22 protein-coding genes are annotated in these 17626 nt (G+C 66.2%); 11 read left to right on the top strand and 11 right to left on the bottom strand.

Annotated elements, in window-relative coordinates; all coding sequences use genetic code 11:
- Window positions 1-37: 37 nt before the first annotated feature.
- Window positions 38-853 (bottom strand): LD-carboxypeptidase, encoded by an 816-nt coding sequence (locus L8K25_RS09050; protein WP_242138536.1) that lies wholly within the window; start codon window positions 851-853, stop codon window positions 38-40.
- Window positions 854-899: 46 nt separating this feature from the next.
- On the opposite strand from L8K25_RS09050, the gene L8K25_RS09045 reads away from it, so the two are divergent.
- From L8K25_RS09045 to L8K25_RS09010, 8 genes are all read left to right on the top strand, one after another.
- The gene (locus tag L8K25_RS09045; RefSeq protein WP_242138535.1) at window positions 900-2306 is read left to right on the top strand and encodes a Mur ligase family protein; all 1407 of its coding nucleotides are present in this window, start codon (window positions 900-902) and stop codon (window positions 2304-2306) included.
- 11 nt (window positions 2307-2317) lie between these two features.
- Window positions 2318-2560, top strand: coding sequence for a DUF6356 family protein (locus tag L8K25_RS09040; RefSeq protein WP_242138534.1), 243 nt, complete (start codon window positions 2318-2320; stop codon window positions 2558-2560).
- A gap of 146 nt (window positions 2561-2706) precedes the next feature.
- Window positions 2707-3435, top strand: a complete 729-nt coding sequence (locus tag L8K25_RS09035) for an alpha/beta hydrolase (protein ID WP_242138533.1) — start codon at window positions 2707-2709, stop codon at window positions 3433-3435.
- Complete coding sequence (locus tag L8K25_RS09030; protein WP_242138532.1) at window positions 3432-4190, top strand: tetratricopeptide repeat protein; 759 nt, start codon at window positions 3432-3434, stop codon at window positions 4188-4190. The genes L8K25_RS09035 and L8K25_RS09030 overlap by 4 nt, the downstream gene beginning before the upstream one ends.
- A 226-nt stretch (window positions 4191-4416) precedes the next feature.
- Window positions 4417-4833, top strand: a complete 417-nt coding sequence (locus L8K25_RS09025) for a VOC family protein (protein ID WP_242138531.1) — start codon at window positions 4417-4419, stop codon at window positions 4831-4833.
- Entirely contained in the window at window positions 4833-5567 is a 735-nt protein-coding gene (gene gloB / locus L8K25_RS09020; protein WP_242138530.1) for a hydroxyacylglutathione hydrolase, read from the top strand. Before L8K25_RS09025 ends, gloB begins: the two co-directional genes overlap by 1 nt.
- Window positions 5568-5616: 49 nt before the next feature.
- Window positions 5617-6024, top strand: coding sequence for a hypothetical protein (locus tag L8K25_RS09015; RefSeq protein WP_242138529.1), 408 nt, complete (start codon window positions 5617-5619; stop codon window positions 6022-6024).
- Window positions 6021-6398, top strand: coding sequence for a hypothetical protein (locus L8K25_RS09010; RefSeq protein WP_242138528.1), 378 nt, complete (start codon window positions 6021-6023; stop codon window positions 6396-6398). The genes L8K25_RS09015 and L8K25_RS09010 overlap by 4 nt, the downstream gene beginning before the upstream one ends.
- Before the next feature lie 59 nt (window positions 6399-6457).
- Here L8K25_RS09010 and hslU read toward each other — a convergent pair whose 3' ends face one another.
- Both hslU and hslV read right to left on the bottom strand, forming a co-directional pair.
- Window positions 6458-7753 carry an ATP-dependent protease ATPase subunit HslU gene (hslU, locus tag L8K25_RS09005; RefSeq protein ID WP_242138527.1) on the bottom strand — a complete coding sequence of 432 codons (1296 nt, stop codon included), beginning with the start codon at window positions 7751-7753 and terminating at the stop codon, window positions 6458-6460.
- 166 nt (window positions 7754-7919) lie between these two features.
- Window positions 7920-8471 (bottom strand): ATP-dependent protease subunit HslV, encoded by a 552-nt coding sequence (hslV, locus tag L8K25_RS09000; RefSeq protein WP_242138526.1) that lies wholly within the window; start codon window positions 8469-8471, stop codon window positions 7920-7922.
- A gap of 101 nt (window positions 8472-8572) precedes the next feature.
- On the opposite strand from hslV, the gene L8K25_RS08995 reads away from it, so the two are divergent.
- The gene (locus L8K25_RS08995) at window positions 8573-9205 is read left to right on the top strand and encodes a TMEM175 family protein (protein WP_242138525.1); all 633 of its coding nucleotides are present in this window, start codon (window positions 8573-8575) and stop codon (window positions 9203-9205) included.
- Window positions 9206-9257: 52 nt separating this feature from the next.
- Here L8K25_RS08995 and L8K25_RS08990 read toward each other — a convergent pair whose 3' ends face one another.
- Together L8K25_RS08990 and L8K25_RS08985 are read right to left on the bottom strand one after the other, a co-directional pair.
- Window positions 9258-9647, bottom strand: coding sequence for a hypothetical protein (locus L8K25_RS08990; protein ID WP_242138524.1), 390 nt, complete (start codon window positions 9645-9647; stop codon window positions 9258-9260).
- Between the two features lie 102 nt (window positions 9648-9749).
- The gene (locus L8K25_RS08985; RefSeq protein WP_242138523.1) at window positions 9750-10169 is read right to left on the bottom strand and encodes a hypothetical protein; all 420 of its coding nucleotides are present in this window, start codon (window positions 10167-10169) and stop codon (window positions 9750-9752) included.
- A 117-nt stretch (window positions 10170-10286) separates the two neighbouring features.
- Here L8K25_RS08985 and L8K25_RS08980 point away from each other — a divergent pair, with 117 nt between their 5' ends.
- The gene (locus L8K25_RS08980) at window positions 10287-11285 is read left to right on the top strand and encodes a ligase-associated DNA damage response exonuclease (protein WP_242138522.1); all 999 of its coding nucleotides are present in this window, start codon (window positions 10287-10289) and stop codon (window positions 11283-11285) included.
- A gap of 79 nt (window positions 11286-11364) precedes the next feature.
- Here L8K25_RS08980 and rpoN read toward each other — a convergent pair whose 3' ends face one another.
- The 6 genes from rpoN to L8K25_RS08950 form a co-directional block, all read right to left on the bottom strand.
- Window positions 11365-12870, bottom strand: a complete 1506-nt coding sequence (gene rpoN / locus L8K25_RS08975) for an RNA polymerase factor sigma-54 (protein ID WP_242138521.1) — start codon at window positions 12868-12870, stop codon at window positions 11365-11367.
- A 48-nt stretch (window positions 12871-12918) separates the two neighbouring features.
- Window positions 12919-13641, bottom strand: coding sequence for an LPS export ABC transporter ATP-binding protein (gene lptB / locus L8K25_RS08970; RefSeq protein ID WP_242138756.1), 723 nt, complete (start codon window positions 13639-13641; stop codon window positions 12919-12921).
- 235 nt (window positions 13642-13876) lie between these two features.
- A complete protein-coding gene (locus L8K25_RS08965; protein WP_242138520.1) occupies window positions 13877-14413 on the bottom strand; it encodes an LptA/OstA family protein in 537 nt (178 codons plus the stop codon).
- 5 nt (window positions 14414-14418) lie between these two features.
- Window positions 14419-15054, bottom strand: a complete 636-nt coding sequence (gene lptC, locus L8K25_RS08960; protein ID WP_242138519.1) for an LPS export ABC transporter periplasmic protein LptC — start codon at window positions 15052-15054, stop codon at window positions 14419-14421.
- Window positions 15047-15667: a ribonuclease D gene (locus L8K25_RS08955; RefSeq protein WP_242138518.1), complete on the bottom strand. Its 621-nt coding sequence runs from the start codon at window positions 15665-15667 to the stop codon at window positions 15047-15049. Before L8K25_RS08955 ends, lptC begins: the two co-directional genes overlap by 8 nt.
- A gap of 31 nt (window positions 15668-15698) precedes the next feature.
- Window positions 15699-16481 (bottom strand): TerC family protein, encoded by a 783-nt coding sequence (locus L8K25_RS08950; protein WP_242138517.1) that lies wholly within the window; start codon window positions 16479-16481, stop codon window positions 15699-15701.
- Between the two features lie 208 nt (window positions 16482-16689).
- Between L8K25_RS08950 and L8K25_RS22690 the strand changes: the two genes are divergently transcribed.
- Entirely contained in the window at window positions 16690-17505 is an 816-nt protein-coding gene (locus L8K25_RS22690; protein WP_277923266.1) for a cold-shock protein, read from the top strand.
- Window positions 17506-17626 lie beyond the last annotated feature (121 nt).

Genomic DNA, 17626 nt, shown 5'->3' with positions numbered 1-17626 from the left:
GGGTCGCCGGACGCGGCGCGGAGGAATCTTTTTTGCGTTAGGCGACGCCGAACGGCACCACACGATTGCCGCGATAATGACCGATCTCGGCGCGTCCCAAATACGGCACGCGCATTTCGCCGCACCAGCGCGTGATCATCGTCTCGATCGTCTCGCCCCACACCGGTTCGTTCGCCTGCACCTCGGTGATCTGCCCGAGCCGTACCCCGGCGATCCCCTTCAGCTGCGTCGCATGCGCCATGGTGAACAACATGCGGTCGATCCGGTACAGCGGCTCGGATACTTCTTCCACGATCAGGACGTGGTCCGTCAGGTCTGGCAGCCACGGCGACCCGATCAACCCGGTCAGGATCGCGAGGTTGAACGCCGCTGCGGGGCGCCCGTCCAGCCCGGGTTCCAGGACCGATCGGTCCTTCCTGGTCAGCCACAACAGCGCGCGGCTGAACCCGATCCCGCCGTCTCCGCTGCCGGCCGTGGAGACCATCGGCCCATGGACGGGCTGCCCGATCCGCGCGGCATAGAGCGCCCCGAGCAGGAACCCCATGTCCGAGAAACCGAGATAGGTCTTGCGCCGCGCCGCCGCGCCAAGCGCGGGGATCGCGGCCTGCAGGATCCGGTTAGAGCCATAGCCGCCGCGCGCGAACCAGATCGCATCGATCGTCGGATCGTTCGCTAGCTCGACGAAGGCCGCCGTCCGCACCGCGTCCGACCCGGCGAAATGCCCGTCCGACACGAAACATTGCGGGTGGACGACCAGATCGACCTCGGGCGCGACCACCGCCGCAAGCCCCTGCGCGCGCGCCGCGAGCGCCGCGTCGATGCCCCGCGCGGGGGCCACCACTCCGATCTTCATCACATTTCCCGTGGCGATTTCCGTTGACCCGCGATAGCGCCGCAGGATGACCAACGGCAAACCCTACTTCTTCGTCGGCATTGGCGGCAGCGGGATGATGCCGCTCGCGATGATCCTGGCCGGGCGCGGTGCCACCGTGGCGGGCTCGGACCGGACGCTCGACGCCGGACGCCTGCCCGCGAAGTTCGACGATCTTGCCGCCAAGGGCGTCACGCTGTTCGCGCAGGATGGCTCGGGCGTCACCTCGGCCGAACAGATCGTCGTCGCCTCGGCCGCGGTCGAGCCGAGCGTCGCGGACATCGTGGCGGCGGAGCGCGTCGGCGCGGCGCGGTTGAGCCGTCCCGAGCTGCTCGCCTCGCTCTTCAACGCGAGCACGCTGCCGATCGGCGTTGCCGGCACGAGCGGCAAGTCGACCGTGACGGGGATGATCGGCTGGATTCTCCACGCCTGTGGGCGCGACCCGACCGTGATGAACGGCGCGGTGATGAAGAATTTCGTGGCCGACGATGCCCCCTTCGCCAGCGCGCTGGTGGGCGATGGCGAAGCGTTCGTCAGCGAAGTCGACGAGAGCGACGGGTCGATCGCGCTCTATGCGCCGAAGATCGCGGTGCTCAACAACGTGAGCCTCGACCACAAGTCGCTCGAGGAATTGCGTACGCTATTCTCTGCTTTCGCGGCGAAGGCCGAGACGACGATCCTCAACGTCGGCGATCCCGAGGCGGCGGCACTGGCGCGCGGGTTCGATCCGGCGCGGCTGGTGACGTTCGCGATCGACCGGAGCGCGGACCTGCGCGCGACCGCCCTCGCCCCTGCCCCGTCCGCGATCACCTTCGACTTGGTGGCCAAGGGCGAGACGCAGCGCGTCCGCCTGTCGGTGCCCGGTGCGCACAACGTCTCCAACGCGCTGGCAGCGCTCGGTGCGGCCCGCGCAGCGGGGGTGCCGCTCAAGGAGGCGGTCAAGGCGATCGAGGGGTTCACCGGGCTCAAACGACGGTTCGAACTGGTCGGCGTTGCGGGCGGCGTCACCGTGATCGACGATTTCGGGCACAATCCCGACAAGATCGCCGCGACGCTGGCGACGCTTCACGCCTTCCCCGGCCGGTTGCTGGTGCTGTTCCAGCCGCATGGCTATGGCCCGCTCAAGGTCATGCGCCATGAACTGATCGCGATGTTTCGCGATCATCTTCGCGACGACGACCGACTGGTGCTGCCCGATCCGGTCTATCAGGGAGGCACCGTTTCGCGCGAAGTGACGAGCGCCGATATCGTCGCCGGGATCGGCGACCAGGCACGCCACATCCCCGACCGCGCCGATGCCGCGACCTGGCTGGTCGAGCAGGCGTGCCCCGGCGACCGGATCGTGGTAATGGGGGCCCGCGACGATACGCTCAGCCAGCTCGCCGCCGACCTGCTGGCCCGGATCGCCACCAAGTCCGGCGCGCCTGCCGCCTGAAGGAGAAGCTCATGTTCCGACGCCTGTTCCTCGACCATCCCGCCACCGTCGGCGAAAGCTACACCGAGCATTTCGGCGTCGCGTCGCGCTTCGGGATGACGATGATCGTCGGCGGGCTGGGCGCCGTGGTCCATGCGTTCGTGCCGGCCTGGTGCAAGACCAGCGGCAGCAGCACGGTCGCCAAGTTGCATCGCCAGATGGTCGTCAAGCGTGGCGAGGTCGCGCAGGTGCGCAGCGTCGATTACGTGATCTGACGCGCCTTACTATTCAACGTCTTAGTTCCCCGGCGAAGGCCGGGGCCCAGGGTTGCCAGACCCTACGCCCGTAACCCTGGACTCCCGCCTGCGCGGGAGAACGACGGTCAGTGAGACCACGCCTTCCCCCATCCGCGAGTAATGCAATGACCATCACCAAAGTCGAACGCCCCCGGCTCGCGTTCCACCGCACCAAGGGCACCGGCCCGACGGTCGTCTTCCTGCCTGGCTACGGGTCGGACATGACCGGCAGCAAGGCGCTTGCGCTCGAAGCCTGGGCGGCCGCGAACGGGCGCGGGTTCGTGCGGTTCGATTATGGCGGCTGCGGCAGGAGCGAAGGCGCGTTCGAGGACCAGACACTCGCCGACTGGCGCGACGACGTACTGAACGCGCTCGACCAGCTCGTTACGGGCCCCGCGATCCTGGTCGGGTCGTCGCTGGGCGGGTGGCTAATGCTGCTTGTCGCGCGTGACCATCCCGCGAAGGTCGCGGCGCTGGTCGGCGTCGCGCCCGCGCCCGACTTTACCGACTGGGGCTTCACGACCGAGGACAAGCTTGCCTTGCTGTCCGAAGGCCGGCTCGAACGCCCGTCGCCCTACGGTCCCGCGCCGACCGTCTACACCCGCGCCTTCTGGCAGTCGGGCGAAGCCAACCGGTTGATGGCGGGGGTCATAGCGGTCGATTGCCCGGTGCGCCTGCTGCAGGGAATGGCGGATGCCGAAGTGCCCTACAACCGCACCGTCCGGCTTGCCGAGCTGATCCGTTCAGCCGACGTGCAGGTGTCGTTGATCAAGGACGGCGACTACCGCCTGTCGCGCGAGTCCGATATCGCGCAGCTGATCCAGGCGATCGAGGATGTAACGCCCGCCTTATGATCCTGCTGCTCCTCGCCCAAGCCGCCGCCACACCGATGGGGCCCGCGCCCGTCGGCCCCGCCTCGACCGAACGGACGCGCTACGAGCATTGCCTCGACCGTGCGAACAGCGATCCGGCCGGGGCCGAGGCGGAAGCCGGGCAATGGAAGCTCGGCGGCGGCGCGTTCCTTGCGAGCCAGTGCCTCGGCATGGCGTACAGCCGCGAGCAACGCTGGCCCGCCGCCTCCGCCGCGTTCGAAGCCGCGGCGACCGCTGCCGAAAAGGCGAAGGATGCGCGCAGTGCAAACTACTGGGCACAGGCCGGCAATGCCTGGCTCGCCGCGGGCGATCCTTCCAAGGCCCGCACGGCGCTGGATGCCGCCATCGCGAGCGGGACGCTGACCGGGCTCCCACTCGGCGAAGCGCATCTCGACCGCGCCCGCGCGCTGGTTGCGGCGAACGATACCGAAGGCGCGCGCGACGATCTCGACCGGGCGCTCGGCGAAGTGCCGGCGGATCCGCTGGCCTGGCTGTTGTCGGCGACCCTCGCGCGGCGCGACGGCGACATGCCGCGGGCCAGGAAGGATATCGCCGAGGCGCTGCGGCTCGGCGGCGACGACAGCGACGTCCAGCTCGAGGCGGGAAACATCGCAGCGAAGGCGGGCGATGCGACCAACGCCAAGGCCGCGTGGCAACAGGCGGTCGACCTGCGGCCCGATAGTCCCTCGGGCAAGGCCGCGGCGGCTGCGCTGCGGCAGTTCAGCGGGGCACCATAGCCCGCCAGCAAGTCCCTGCCGTCAACGTACAAGAGCCCTCCCTGGCGAAGGCCGGGGCAAAGGGAGGTGGCCAATGGAACAATGCGCCGCCTTCTCAAATCGACGTGTCGCGCTTGGGCACCCGCCTTCGTCGGGGGCGCATTCTCTGCAGCCAGATCACGCCCCAGCCTAGCGAAGTGCAAAGGGCACCCCTATCTGACCAGGCAACCAAGGGAGCCCCAGCACGATGAAATATCTGCACACCATGATCCGTGTCACCGATCCGACCGCGACGATGGATTTCTTCAAACTGCTCGGGCTCGAGGAGGTCCGTCGGATCGACAACGACAAGGGCCGCTTCTCGCTGATCTTCCTCGCGGCCCCCGGCGATCATGACGCGCAGGTCGAGTTGACCCACAATTGGGATCCGGAAGAATATGACGGCGGCCGCAATTTCGGGCATCTCGCGTACCGCGTCGACAATGTCTACGAGACCTGCCAGCGGCTGATGGACGCCGGTGTGACGATCAACCGCCCGCCGCGCGACGGCTACATGGCATTCGTCCGCACGCCCGACGACATTTCGATCGAGCTGCTCCAGGATGGCGGCGCGCTCGAACCCGCCGAGCCGTGGGCCTCGATGCCGAATACCGGCGTCTGGTGATGGCGACCGATCTCGAGATCGTCTGCGTCCCCGCGCTCAGCGATAATTACGTCTGGCTGATCCACGATCCCGTCTCGAACGAGACGGTCGTGGTCGACCCGAGCGAAGCCGACCCCGTCATAGCGGCGGTCGGCGAGCGGGGCTGGACGATCTCGCAGATCTGGAACACCCACTGGCATCCCGATCACACCGGCGGCAACGCCGCGATCAAGGCGCTCGGCGCCAAGGTCAGCGGCCCATCTGCCGAAGCCGAACGGATCCCGACGCTCGACTACGGTTTGCGCGAGGGCGACAGCGTGCGAATCGGCAACCATGTCGCGCGCGTAATCGAGACGCCGGGTCATACCGCCGGGCACATCGTCTTCCACATGGTGGACGATGCGCTGCTGTTCAGCGGCGACACGCTGTTCGCCATGGGCTGCGGCCGCCTGTTCGAAGGCAATGCGCCGCAGATGTTCGGCAATATGCAGCGCCTCGCCGCGCTTCCCGACGAGACCGTCGTTTATTGCGCGCACGAATATACCGCGTCGAACGGCCGCTACGCCGCCGTCGCCGAGCCTGACAACGCCGGCATCACCGCGCGGATGCGCGACGTCGACGCACAGCGCGCGCTTGGCAGGCCGACCGTTCCGACGACGATCGCGCTGGAGCGCGCAACCAACCCGTTCCTTCGCGCGTCATCTGCACAACAGCTCGCCGAACGGCGCGCAGAGAAGGATGCTTTCCGCGGCTGATGGGAGTAGGATCACCGCCGGGGGCGACATCAGGAAGAGGATGATCGCGATGCTACGCTTGCTTTTGCCCGCCGCGCTGCTGGTCGCCGGCGGAACCGCCGTGTCGGCAGACAGCCGGGGTTTCCAGGAACGTCAGGCAGCAAAGGACCAGGCCGACCTCGCCAAGCAGCTGGCTGGACTTGTTCCCGGCAGGCCGCAGGAATGTATCCAGCAGCGCAACTACAATGACACGTCCCGAGTCGGCGACACGATCCTGTACAAGTTCAATCGCAACGACATTTATCGTACCGATACCAACGGTGGATGCTTCGGGTTGCGCCGGGGGGATGCGATCATCACCAAGAGCTACACCGGGCAATTGTGTCGCGGCGACATCATTCAGACGGTCGACCTCGTCTCGCGGGTGCCGAGCGGCAGCTGTACGTTCGGGCCGTTCGTCCGGTACCGCAAGCCGTGATCCGCCTAGCGCTGGCGATGCTCGCAATGGGCGCGACGACAGCTTCGGACACGCGTGATCTCGACAAGGCATTGGCAGGGCGAACCGCGGGCACAGCGGAAACCTGCCTGTCGACGAGCCGCCAGCTGACCCCGCAAGCGATGAACGATCATGTCCTGCTGTACCAGGACGGACCGCGGATCTGGCGAAACGACCTGCCGGCCGCCTGCCCCGGGCTCGATACCGACGCGATTATCGTGACCGAGATCCACGGCGGGCAGTTGTGCCGCAACGACATGATCTACACGTTGCAACGCGGGGGCATCGGCATTCCGGGGCCACGGTGTCGGATCGGCATGTTCGTACCGTGGAACAGGGTGAAGACGACACGCTGACCGGCCCGCATCACAACCACCCTGCCCCGGGTTTACGATACATTGAAGCGTGCCCAGTTCTACAGCACGAAACGGCTGAGGTCGGTATTGCGCGCGATCCCCGCCAGATGCGTCTCGACATAGCCCGCATCGATCGCGATCGTCTCTCCGCCACGATCCTCGGCGTTGAAGCTGATGTCCTCGAGCAGCTTCTCCATCACCGTCTGCAATCGCCGCGCTCCGATGTTCTCGACGTCGCCGTTGACCAGTGCCGCCATCTTCGCGATCGCGCGGATGCCGTCGTCGGTGAAGGTGATCGTCACGCCCTCGGTCGCGATCAGCGCGACATATTGCTGGGTGAGCGATGCCTTGGTGTCGCTGAGGATCGCAACGAAATCGTCTTCGGTCAATGCCTTCAGCTCGACCCGGATCGGCAGGCGCCCCTGCAGCTCGGGCAGCAGGTCGGACGGCTTGGCGACATGGAACGCGCCGCTCGCGATGAACAGCACATGGTCGGTCTTCATCGGCCCGTATTTGGTCGACACTGTCGTTCCCTCGATCAAGGGAAGCAGGTCACGCTGCACGCCTTCGCGGCTGACTGACCCGCCGCGCGCGTCGCTGACCGCGATCTTGTCGATCTCGTCGAGAAAGACGATCCCGTTCGCCTCGGCATCCGCCAAGGCCACGCGGCTCACCTCGTCCTGGTCCAAGCGCTTGTCGGCTTCTTCCTCGACGAGCTTGTCCCAGGCGGCGGGCACGGTCAGCTTGCGGCGCTTCATCTGGCCGCCGCCGAACGCCTTGCCCATCATCTCGGACAGGTTGATCATCTGCGCGCCGCCGCCAGGCATCTCGAACGGCATCTGCGGCGCGGCCTCGAGCTCGATTTCGATCTCGGTGTCGCGCAGATGCCCGTCGTGGAGGCGTTGGCGGAAGGCTTCCCGCGTTGCCTCGCTCGCGCCCTTGCCGGTCAACGCATCGAGCAGCCGTGCCATCGCCGCTTCCTCGGCCTTGTCCTTGACCGCGCTACGGCGGCGCTCTTTCTCCAGCCGGACCGCTTCCTCGACCAGATCGCGCGCGATCTGCTCGACGTCGCGGCCGACATAGCCGACCTCGGTGAACTTGGTCGCCTCGATCTTGATGAACGGCGCGTCGGCCAGCTTGGCGAGGCGGCGGCTGATCTCGGTCTTGCCGCAACCGGTCGGTCCGATCATCAGGATGTTTTTCGGGCTGACCTCGTCGCGAAGGTCATCCCCAAGCCGCTGGCGCCGCCACCGGTTGCGCAGCGCAACCGCAACCGCGCGCTTGGCATCGGCCTGCCCGATGATGTGCGCGTCGAGCGCGCGGACGATGGCCTTGGGGGTCAGGGAGTCGTTCATGGGTCTCTCTCGCGCCCGTCCCCTTCGGGAAGGGGTTGGGGTCTCTCTTAGGCCCCTCCCCTTCAGGGGAGGGGTTGGGGTGGGGCAGTTCTGGGTGATCGGGCGGGGGGCCTGTTTCACACGTCCCCACCCCAACCCCTCCCCTGAAGGGGAGGGGCTTTATGGGTTAGCTCGTTTCGAGGCTTTCCACGGTCAGCCGGTCGTTGGTGTAGACGCAGACCTCCGCCGCGATCGCCATTGCCTTGCGGCAGATCGTCTCGGCGTCGCTCTCGTAATCGACCAGTGCGCGTGCCGCCGCGAGCGCGTAATTGCCACCGGACCCGATCGCCGCGACGCCCGCTTCGGGCTCGAGCACGTCACCGTTGCCGGTCAGGATCAGCGTAACCTCCTTGTCGGCGACGATCATCATCGCTTCCAGGTTGCGCAGATATTTGTCGGTCCGCCAGTCCTTGGCCAGCTCGACCGCGGCGCGTAGCAGCTGCCCGTGATGCTGCTCGAGCTTGCGCTCCAACCGTTCGAACAGCGTGAACGCATCCGCGGTGGCGCCGGCGAAGCCCGCGATCACCGATCCGTCGCCGAGCCGCCGCACCTTCTTGGCGTTGGGTTTCATCACCGTCTGGCCCTGTGTCACCTGGCCGTCCCCGGCGATGACGACACGACCATTGCGACGCACGGACAGGATCGTAGTGCCGTGCCACACCGTTTCGTTTCCACTCATGGCAGCGATATGGGGCGGCGTTGGACGGGGTGCAATCGGTCGCTTGCGCAAGCGACCCTGGGTCGTCGATAACCGGCCGCAAACCCGGGGGAAAACGCACGATGTCGCATAACGGACATAAACCGGATCATCCGCTCGAACGCATGATCTTCTTCTCGGACGCCGTCTTTGCGATCGCGATCACGCTGCTGATCATCGAAGTCCATCCCCCGCATCTGCCGTTCGGGTCGCCGTGGCAGGCGTATGTCGCGGCGCTGCTGGCGCTGCTGCCCAATTTTGTCGGGTTTTTCGTCAGCTTCTTCGTCATCGGCGCGTTCTGGACAGGGCATCACCGCGCGTTCGGCCTTGCCGGCCATTATTCCGATCGTCTGGTCGGTCCCAATCTCCAGCTGCTGTGCGCCATCGTGTTCCTGCCGTTCGCGACGGCATTCATGAGCGCCAATGCCGGCATGCTCGTACCATCGATCGTCTATGCGCTTACGCTGGTCGTGAGTGGGTTGCTGAGCCTGCGGGTGACCCGCTTGGCCACGGCGACGGATATCGTACGGGACGATGTCCCTTCGGAAGCCGTGACATTGGCACGGACGCGCAGCTTTGGCGTCGTTGCAGGCGCGCTGCTGTCGTTAGGGATTGCGTTCGTCGATGCACGGTTCAGCCAGGCCGGCCTGCTGTCGATCATCGCGTTTCAGGCGCTCATCCGCCGCATCGTGCATCGTCGATACGCCGGACGCTGACGCGCCGACGCGGTCGGCCGCCAGCGCACGGCGGCCGATTCTGCAAGAGATGTTAGTTGGACGCGCCCGTCTGTGCGTTCATAGTCCCACGCGAGGCGACCATCGAGGGTGCCGGGCCGGTCGCAGGGCGAAGCGCCTCCCGTTCGGCAGCGGTCATCGGTGCCGACATGTCGGGACGGAAATCGGCGATAGCACGATCGTCGGCATTGCGCTTCGGGTCGAGCAAGTCGGTCGGAACATGGCCCTCGGCAGCAGACCCCGACAGCAGCGCCGCAATCCTGCCCCGCGTCAGAAACGCAGCGATACCCGCGCCGGCCGCGATCGCGGCCGCACCGATCGACCAGGCGGTTGCCGTGCTGATGGTCCGGGACGGACGCTTGGGCTCGGGCTTGCCGGCCGCATGCGGCGGTTTTTTCGGGTGATGTTTGTGCGTCTTGCTCATGATGGACCTTTGTCGGATGCTGAGGGTGGTCAACGGTCCATCGCCGGGAGCGTTCCGGTACGGCGGGAACGCGGTCCCTTCGGAACCGCGCTCCCTACCCACTCAACGGCAGCGGTTGTCGCTGCCGTTCTTGTCGATCGCCTTGCCCGCAAGCGCACCGCCCGCGCCGCCGATCAGGGCACCGAGGAGGCCCGAGCCACCCGGGGCAATCGCCGCACCCAGAACCCCGCCAGCGATGCCACCGACAACGAGCCCGGTCGTGCCGTCGTTACGGCGGCAATAGTAGCGCCCGTCGCTGCCGCGATAGACCCGATCGTTCTCCGACAGGCGACGCTCCTGGTAATGGCGGCGATCGTCCCGATAATAGCGCGATGCATCATAACCGTTGTAGGACGGATCCGGCCGGTCATAATCATATTGCGCGTAGCGGTTATCGCCATAACCGCCCGGGCGGCCGCCATATTCGTCGCAACCGGCAATCAGCGTTGACGCAGCCAGCAAACCAAGAGTGAGTGCACGCATCGGATATCTCCCTGTTCGTTACGCTGGAGAAATGCATGGCACGCCGAATGGTTGCCGCTCCACCTTTTGCATGACCCGGCAATGGCGCGCGCGTGTCACCGCCCCCACATGGGTCGGATGGCAAAACTCGGCGACTGGATCGATCCGCAACCCCATGGCATTCATGTCAAACCCGCCGACGTGTGGGTTGACCCGTCGCGCCCGACGGCGCGCGCGCTGGTGACGCATGGCCATGCCGACCATGCGCGCGGCGGGCATGGCGCGGTGTGGGCAACGCCCGAGACGCTGGCGATCATGGACGCACGCTACGGCGAGCAGGCGGGGCATCCGGTCGCCTACGGGGAGACGCACGATTTCGGCGAGGTGCGCGCGACCTTTGTCCCTGCCGGGCATGTGCTGGGCTCCGCGCAGATCGTGCTCGACTATCGTGGGGAACGGATCGTCGTCTCGGGCGACTATAAGCGTCGGCCGGATCCGACCTGCGCCCCGTTCGAGCCGGTGAAGTGCGACGTGTTCATCACCGAGGCGACGTTCGGGCTGCCGGTGTTCCGCCACCCCGACACCGGGGACGAGATCGACAAGCTGATCGCCGCCCTCCACGCCAATCCCGACCGCTGCGTGCTGGTCGGCGCCTATGCACTCGGCAAGGCGCAACGCGTGATTGCGGAACTGCGCGTGCGTGGACATGCCGCGCCAATCTATATCCACGGCGCACTCGAACGGCTGTGCGCCTTGTATCAGGCGCATGGCGTCGATCTCGGCGAGCTTCGCCCGGCGACGGCGGCGAGCAAGGCGGAGATGATGGGGCACGTCGTCATCGCCCCACCGGGTGCGCTGGCGGACCGTTGGTCACGCCGCCTCCCCGACCCGATCACCGCCATGGCCTCCGGCTGGATGCGGGTCCGCCAGCGCGCGGTGCAGCGCGGGATCGAGCTGCCGTTGATTCTGAGCGATCACGCCGATTGGGACGAGTTGACCGACACGCTGACCGAAATCGCCCCAAAGGAAGTGTGGGTCACGCACGGGCGCGAGGATGCCCTCGTACACTGGTGCGCCACCCGCCAGATGAAGGCGCGCGCGCTGGCGCTGGTGGGGTATGAGGATGAGGACGACTAGGCTGGCGTTACACCTTGGTCCGTATCGCTCCGCCTTCTATCCGCACTGATGCTCACCGTCCGCCACTGCGCCCGCGGCTTCACCCCGCCCCAAGCGCCCGCGCGCGGCGGCGCTGGACGGAACTGCCAATGCCGAGCGCCTCGCGGTATTTGGCGACGGTGCGGCGCGCGATGTCGAAGCCCTTGGCCTTCAACTGCTCGACCAGCGTATCGTCCGACAGGATCGCATCCCCCTCGGCCGCGATCAGCGCCTTGATCGCGGATTTCACCGCCTGCGCCGACACCGCATCCCCGCCGTCGGAGGACTGGATCGCGGAGGTGAAGAAATATTTGAGCTCGTACAGACCCCGCGCGCACGACAGATATTTGTTGCTGGTCACGCGACTCACCGTCGATTCATGCATCTCGATCGCTTCGGCCACCTGGCGCAGCGTCATCGGCTTGAGGTGCGCGACGCCATGGAGGAAGAACGCCTCCTGCTGCTTCACGATTTCGGTGGCGACCTTGATGATCGTCCGCTGCCGCTGGTCCAGCGCTTTGATCAGCCAATTCGCGCTCGCGAGCATGTCGCCCAGCCACGCCTTGGACGCCTTGTCGGTCTTTCCCGCCGACAGCTCGACATAATAGGTGCGGTTGACCAGCACGCGCGGCAGCGTGGCGGCGTTGATCTCGATGCCCCAGCCGTCCTTGCGCTTGGCGACGTACAGATCGGGGACGACGGGTTGCGCCGGCTCCCCCCCGAAGCGACAGCCGGGCTTCGGGTCGTAGCCGCGCAGTTCGCGGATCATGTCGGCGAGATCTTCGTCGTCGACATGGCAGATCCGCCGCAACCGTGAGAGGTCGCCCCGCGCGAGCAGATCGAGATGGTCGAGCAACCGCGCCATGCACGGGTCGTAGCGGTCCGCCTCCCGCGCCTGGAGCGCGAGGCATTCGGCAAGGTCGCGTGCGCCGACACCGGTAGGATCGAACGTCTGGATCGTTTCCAGCACCGCTTCGACCCGAGCCAGCGGCACCCCCAGCCGGGTCGCGATGTCGAGCAGCGGCGCAGTGAGATAGCCGCACTCGTCGATCTGGTCGATCAGATGCGCGGCGATGAACAAGTCAGGTCCGTCGACCGCGGTCCCGGCCTGCGCAAGCAGGTGATCCGACAGGCTGAGCGTGGCGGTCGTGAAGGAGTCGAGGTCGGGGCCATCCTCGCTCCCGGCGCCACCGCTTGTCGCGCCGTTCAGCCCGAGCGCACCGTCCATCCCCGCGCCGCCGGGCTGGTCCGCGACGCTGTCATGATGGAAGCTCTCTGCGGTAAAGTCGACGTCGAGCGATGCTTCCCCGGTGTCGCCACCCTGCATTAGCAGTTCGTCGGCGGGGGCGGGTTCGTCCCGCGGCGCGATATCGGGCTCGCGTTCCAGCGTCGGGCCATCGTCGTTCGGTTCACCGGATTCCAGCAGCGGGTTGCGCTCGATCTCCTCGGCGAGGAACCCCTCGATCTCGAGATTGGACAGTGCGAGCAGGCGAATCGCCTGCTGCAACTGCGGCGTCATCACCAGCGCTTGCGACTGGCGCAGATCGAGACGAGGCGCGAGCGACATCGCTACCGTGCGGCTCTGGTTGCAAAGAGGGAGACCGGGGTCATGCCATCACAGCGAGAAGCCCTCGCCGAGATACAGGCGCCGCACATTGGCATCGGCAACCAGTTCGGCAGGCGATCCGGTGAACAGCACGCGACCGTCATAAATGATATAGGCGCGGTCGACGATCTCGAGCGTCTCGCGGACGTTGTGATCGGTGATCAGCACGCCGATCCCGCGTCGCTTCAATTCGCAGATCAGGTCCCGGATATCCGCGATCGACAACGGATCGATCCCCGCGAACGGCTCGTCGAGCAGCATGATCGACGGATTGGCAGCAAGCGCGCGGGCAATCTCCGCGCGCCGGCGTTCGCCGCCGGACAGCGCCATCGCCGGGGAATCGCGCAGCCGCGTCAACCCGAATTCCTCGAGCAGCGTATCGAGCCGTGCCTTGCGCTCGGTCGCATCGGGCACCGCCAGTTCGAGCACGCTCAGGATGTTCTGCTCGATCGTCATGCCGCGGAAGATCGACGTTTCCTGCGGCAGATAGCCGAGCCCCAGGATCGCGCGGCGATACATGGGCAGGCCGGTAATGTCCTCGCCGTCGAGCATGATGCGACCCGAATCGGGCTTTACCAGGCCCATCACCGAGTAGAAGCAGGTCGTCTTGCCTGCTCCGTTCGGCCCGAGCAGCCCGACCACTTCGCCCTTGCCGACCGACACCGACACGTCGGTCAGCACCGGGCGCTTGTCGTAGGACTTGGCGATCGACACGACCGACAGGCCGTTCATCACCGGCGCTTCCGCGATCGGCGGCGCGGTATCGAGCGTCAGGCCCGGCGTTGGGGTAAGCGTATCGGTCATCGCACGTCCCTGCTCGCATTTCGATCTTACCGAAGCGTTACCGGGCGGCATCTGGCAGGCTTCGTGCATGCATATCGCATGTCCGCTGCCGCATCTACGCCAATCGATGCGATCAGGAAAGCGCGACCGGCGGGGCGACGAGTCCGCCCGCGGTACGGCAGGCTCAGTTGCGCTTGGGGACCGAGAACGTGCCCGACACACGACCATTGCTCGTCGTGGTCGTGCCCGGAGCGCTCGACGACCCGCCGCCACCGACCGACGAGCCGTCGATGATTGCGCGACCGGTATCGAGATTGATCGTGAGGCGACCACCGTTGACGGTATTGCCCGCCTGGATCAGCGTCACCGCGCCGAGCATCGTGATCACGCCTTTTTTAAGGTCGTATACCGCGAAGTTGCTGCGCGCCGTCTGCGTCGGGCGCGTGACCGTGACGCCCCCCGAAGCATCGATCCGCTGCGCTTCCGGCGAGGCGCCGGTGCTGATCTGGCCGGCATAGCTGACCGTCATGCGCTGGGCGTTGAGGGTCATTTCGGCCTGCTTGACCACGACATTGCCCGAGAACAACGCGCGGTTGGCCTTGTCCTGCAACTCGATATGATCGGCGTTGAGGTTGATCGGCGCCTGCGAATTGCGCCCCTGCGCCAAGGCCGGGCTCGCGAGCGCGAGCGAAAGGGTCAGCAAGGTGAGGGTGCGGCGCATGCGGCCTATCTCGTCTTTCGCGGCACGATCCGCAAGCGCGCATTGCCGTCTAGCTTGACGACATGGCTATTGAGATCGACATTCATCTGGTTCGCGCTGAACGTGCCCTGCGGCACGGTACCGGTCACCGCCCCGCCGCTTTTCAGCGTCTTGCTCTTGAGATCGAGTGTCGCGTCCTGCGTTGCCAGGTGATAGCCGCCGGTGCTGTCGACCTTCAACGGCCCGTCGATCATGACCTGCTGCGTGTCCATGTCGTAATGGCCGCGATCCGCGACGACGTTGGCGGGGCCATCGGTCAGCCCGATCTGAGCGGACAGTTTGTTTAGCCGCAGGATCGGCTCGGCCGAACTCTTCTGCACCGCCGACCCGGCGTTTACGGCGAACGGCTGTCCCTTGTCGTCCTGGCCGCGATAGGTCGCGGACTGGATACGGATCCGCTCCTTGGCGACCTCCACCTTTTTCTTGTCGAGCAGGAAACTGACATCCCCGCCGGCGTATAGCGGCAGGACGACGACGAACGCTGCCATGATCCCGATCGCGACCGGCAGCACGACGCGCAACACCGCGACCGTACGGTCGTGGCTGCTGCCGGGCGCGGCCCAGCGCTGGCGCGCACTGCGGATCGCGCGGGGGTCAGGCATGCGCGAAGATGTCGGTCTCTGGCCAGCCCGCCAGATCCAGTTCGGCGCGTGCGGGCAGGAACTCGAAGCAGGCACGCGCCAGCGCCGTGCGCCCTTCGCGGGCCAGCCGGCGATCGAGTTCCTCGCGCAAGGCGTGGAGGAACCGCACGTCGGATGCAGCATAGTCCTTCTGTGCATCGCTCAGCACCGGGCCACCCCAGTCGGACGATTGCTGCGCCTTGGAAATGTCCTGCGCCAGCAACTCGCGCACCAGTTCCTTGAGACCGTGGCGGTCGGTATAGGTGCGGATCAACCGCGATGCGATCTTGGTGCAATAAACGGGGGTTGCGGTGACCTGCAGATAATGGCTGATCGCGGCGAGATCGAAGCGCGCGAAGTGGAACAGCTTGGTCCGGGCCGGATCCTCGAGCAGCGCGCGCAGGTTGGGCGCGGCATAGGTGCTCTCGGGTCCGAAGCGGACGAGATGCTCGTCGGGTCCGCCGTCGGACAGCTGGACCAGGCACAGTCGATCGCGCGGGGTGATGAGACCCATGGTCTCGGTATCCACCGCGATGTCGACGCCAGGCGCGAACAGGTCAGCGGGAATGTCTTCTTCGTGGAGTGTTACGCTCATCGCCCGGCCCTAGCGACGAATCGGGTTGGGCTCAATGCCCGCGCGTGCGTGCACGACTGCGCCGGGCCGCGATGTTAAGCGCCTCGACCCCACCGGAAAAGGCCATGGCGACATAGATATAGCCCTTTGGCACATGCACGCCGAAGCCATCCGCGATCAGCATCGCGCCAATCATCAGCAGGAACCCCAGCGCCAGCATCACGACCGTCGGGTTGCGCTCGATGAAATTGGCGAGCGGGGTCGAGGCCCACAGCATCGCCCCGACCGCGACGACGACGGCCACCAGCATGATCGGCAACTGGTCGGTCATCCCGATCGCGGTCAGAATCGAATCGAACGAGAAGACGATGTCGAGCAGCAGGATCTGGAGGATCGCGCTGCCGAAGGAAATGGCGATCGAGGGCTTCTCAGCGGTCTCCTCGCCCGAGTCGTTCGGGTCGAGCGTGTGGTGGATTTCGCTCGTCGCCTTCCATAGCAGAAATACCCCGCCCGCGATCAGGATCAGGTCGCGCACCGAAAACGCCGTTTCGAAAGATGGCTGGCCATGATCGCCAAGCGCGCCGGTCAGGCCCAGGTCGAACACCGGCTCGACCAACCCGGCGATCCACGCGATCGTCGACAGCAGGATCAGCCTGAGTACCAGCGCCAAGCTGATCCCGACGCGCCGAACCCGCACGCGCTGTCCCTCCGGCAGCTTGTTCGACAGGAGCGAAATGAACACGAGATTGTCGATTCCAAGGACAACCTCCATGACGATCAGGGTCGCCAGCGCGGCCCAGGCGGCGGGATCGGACAGGAGCGCAAGGATCGACATAAGGGCGCAGCCTGTGCCGTGGTTGCAACGCTTGCGCAAGATCGGTGCGACCCACGCCCCAATTTGGACGAATTTGTTCGCAGCGTATGGAAAATTAGGCTAACACGAGTCGGTGGCACGAGCGGTTTGGTGCACGAAGCCTTGCGTCTTTCGTCCGATGCAATGGTTGCTATAATGAGGTCGGACGAAGCGGGAAGACGAACAGGGCATGAGTTTCGATAAAGGACGCCGCGGCGATCGTGGCGGGCGTGGGCGCGACAAGCGCGACGGTTTCGGCGACAGCGGCGGCTTCGACAGCGGCTTCGGTGGTGGCGATCGCTTTGGCGGTGGCGGCGATCGTTTCGGCGGCGGCGGTGACCGGTTCGGCGGCGGCGGCGGTGGCGGCGGTGATCGCTTCGGCGGCGGCGGCGGTGGCGGCGGTGGTTTCCGCAGCGGCGGTGGCGGCGGCTTCGGCGGTGGTGCAGCTGGCGGCGGTCGCGGGATGCCCCCGCAGGTTGTCGGCGAAGGCACGGGCGTCGTTAAGTTTTTCAACGGCCAGAAGGGTTTCGGCTTCGTCGTTCGCGACGACGGCGGCGAGGACGTGTTCGTTCACATCTCGGCGGTCGAACAGGCCGGCCTGACCGGTCTGGCCGAAGGCCAGCCGCTTGGCTTCACGCTGGTGGACCGCGGTGGCCGCATCTCTGCAACCGATCTCAAGATCGACGGCGAGCCGATGGCCGTCACCGACCGCGGTCCGCCGCGCGAGCGTGATGCAGCGGCCCCTGGTGGTCGTCCGGCCCCCGGCGGCGCGCCCCAGCGCCAGCTGACCGGCGAGAAGGCTACCGGCACGGTCAAGTTCTTCAACGCGATGAAGGGCTTCGGCTTCATTCAGCGCGACGATGGACAGCCCGATGCGTTTGTCCACATCTCGGCAGTCGAGCGCGGCGGCATGACCTCGCTCAACGAGGGCGATCGTCTCGAGTTCGAACTCGAAGTCGACCGCCGCGGCAAGATGGCAGCCGTCAACCTGACGTCGATCGCGTAAACCCTACGCATCGATACCGGTTACGAAAAACCCGGCGGGCTTTATGCCCGCCGGGTTTTTCTTTGTCGTTCAATGCGCTGAGGTGCCTTACCGGAATGGATCGCCCGAACCTGTCGGTTCG

It is taken from the genome of Sphingomonas sp. TREG-RG-20F-R18-01, from assembly GCF_022662475.1.
In the GTDB taxonomy this organism is placed as follows: Bacteria; Pseudomonadota; Alphaproteobacteria; order Sphingomonadales; family Sphingomonadaceae; genus Sphingomonas.
This window is presented reverse-complemented; position numbering and strand designations above follow the sequence as displayed.

What these genes read in the sequence shown, in the direction of transcription:
- L8K25_RS08955 (WP_242138518.1), bottom strand. Translation starts at nt 15,667, where the DNA reads ATGAGCGTAACACTCCACGAAGAAGACATTCCCGCTGACCTGTTCGCG.
- L8K25_RS08995 (WP_242138525.1), top strand. Translation starts at nt 8,573, where the DNA reads ATGTCGCATAACGGACATAAACCGGATCATCCGCTCGAACGCATGATC.
- L8K25_RS08990 (WP_242138524.1), bottom strand. Translation starts at nt 9,647, where the DNA reads ATGAGCAAGACGCACAAACATCACCCGAAAAAACCGCCGCATGCGGCC.
- L8K25_RS09040 (WP_242138534.1), top strand. Translation starts at nt 2,318, where the DNA reads ATGTTCCGACGCCTGTTCCTCGACCATCCCGCCACCGTCGGCGAAAGC.
- rpoN (WP_242138521.1), bottom strand. Translation starts at nt 12,870, where the DNA reads ATGTCGCTCGCGCCTCGTCTCGATCTGCGCCAGTCGCAAGCGCTGGTG.
- lptC (WP_242138519.1), bottom strand. Translation starts at nt 15,054, where the DNA reads ATGCCTGACCCCCGCGCGATCCGCAGTGCGCGCCAGCGCTGGGCCGCG.
- L8K25_RS09025 (WP_242138531.1), top strand. Translation starts at nt 4,417, where the DNA reads ATGAAATATCTGCACACCATGATCCGTGTCACCGATCCGACCGCGACG.
- L8K25_RS08980 (WP_242138522.1), top strand. Translation starts at nt 10,287, where the DNA reads ATGGCAAAACTCGGCGACTGGATCGATCCGCAACCCCATGGCATTCAT.
- hslU (WP_242138527.1), bottom strand. Translation starts at nt 7,753, where the DNA reads ATGAACGACTCCCTGACCCCCAAGGCCATCGTCCGCGCGCTCGACGCG.
- L8K25_RS08985 (WP_242138523.1), bottom strand. Translation starts at nt 10,169, where the DNA reads ATGCGTGCACTCACTCTTGGTTTGCTGGCTGCGTCAACGCTGATTGCC.
- L8K25_RS22690 (WP_277923266.1), top strand. Translation starts at nt 16,690, where the DNA reads ATGAGTTTCGATAAAGGACGCCGCGGCGATCGTGGCGGGCGTGGGCGC.
- L8K25_RS09035 (WP_242138533.1), top strand. Translation starts at nt 2,707, where the DNA reads ATGACCATCACCAAAGTCGAACGCCCCCGGCTCGCGTTCCACCGCACC.
- L8K25_RS08950 (WP_242138517.1), bottom strand. Translation starts at nt 16,481, where the DNA reads ATGTCGATCCTTGCGCTCCTGTCCGATCCCGCCGCCTGGGCCGCGCTG.
- L8K25_RS09045 (WP_242138535.1), top strand. Translation starts at nt 900, where the DNA reads ATGACCAACGGCAAACCCTACTTCTTCGTCGGCATTGGCGGCAGCGGG.
- L8K25_RS09015 (WP_242138529.1), top strand. Translation starts at nt 5,617, where the DNA reads ATGCTACGCTTGCTTTTGCCCGCCGCGCTGCTGGTCGCCGGCGGAACC.
- hslV (WP_242138526.1), bottom strand. Translation starts at nt 8,471, where the DNA reads ATGAGTGGAAACGAAACGGTGTGGCACGGCACTACGATCCTGTCCGTG.
- lptB (WP_242138756.1), bottom strand. Translation starts at nt 13,641, where the DNA reads ATGAACGGCCTGTCGGTCGTGTCGATCGCCAAGTCCTACGACAAGCGC.
- L8K25_RS09030 (WP_242138532.1), top strand. Translation starts at nt 3,432, where the DNA reads ATGATCCTGCTGCTCCTCGCCCAAGCCGCCGCCACACCGATGGGGCCC.
- L8K25_RS09050 (WP_242138536.1), bottom strand. Translation starts at nt 853, where the DNA reads ATGAAGATCGGAGTGGTGGCCCCCGCGCGGGGCATCGACGCGGCGCTC.
- gloB (WP_242138530.1), top strand. Translation starts at nt 4,833, where the DNA reads ATGGCGACCGATCTCGAGATCGTCTGCGTCCCCGCGCTCAGCGATAAT.
- L8K25_RS08965 (WP_242138520.1), bottom strand. Translation starts at nt 14,413, where the DNA reads ATGCGCCGCACCCTCACCTTGCTGACCCTTTCGCTCGCGCTCGCGAGC.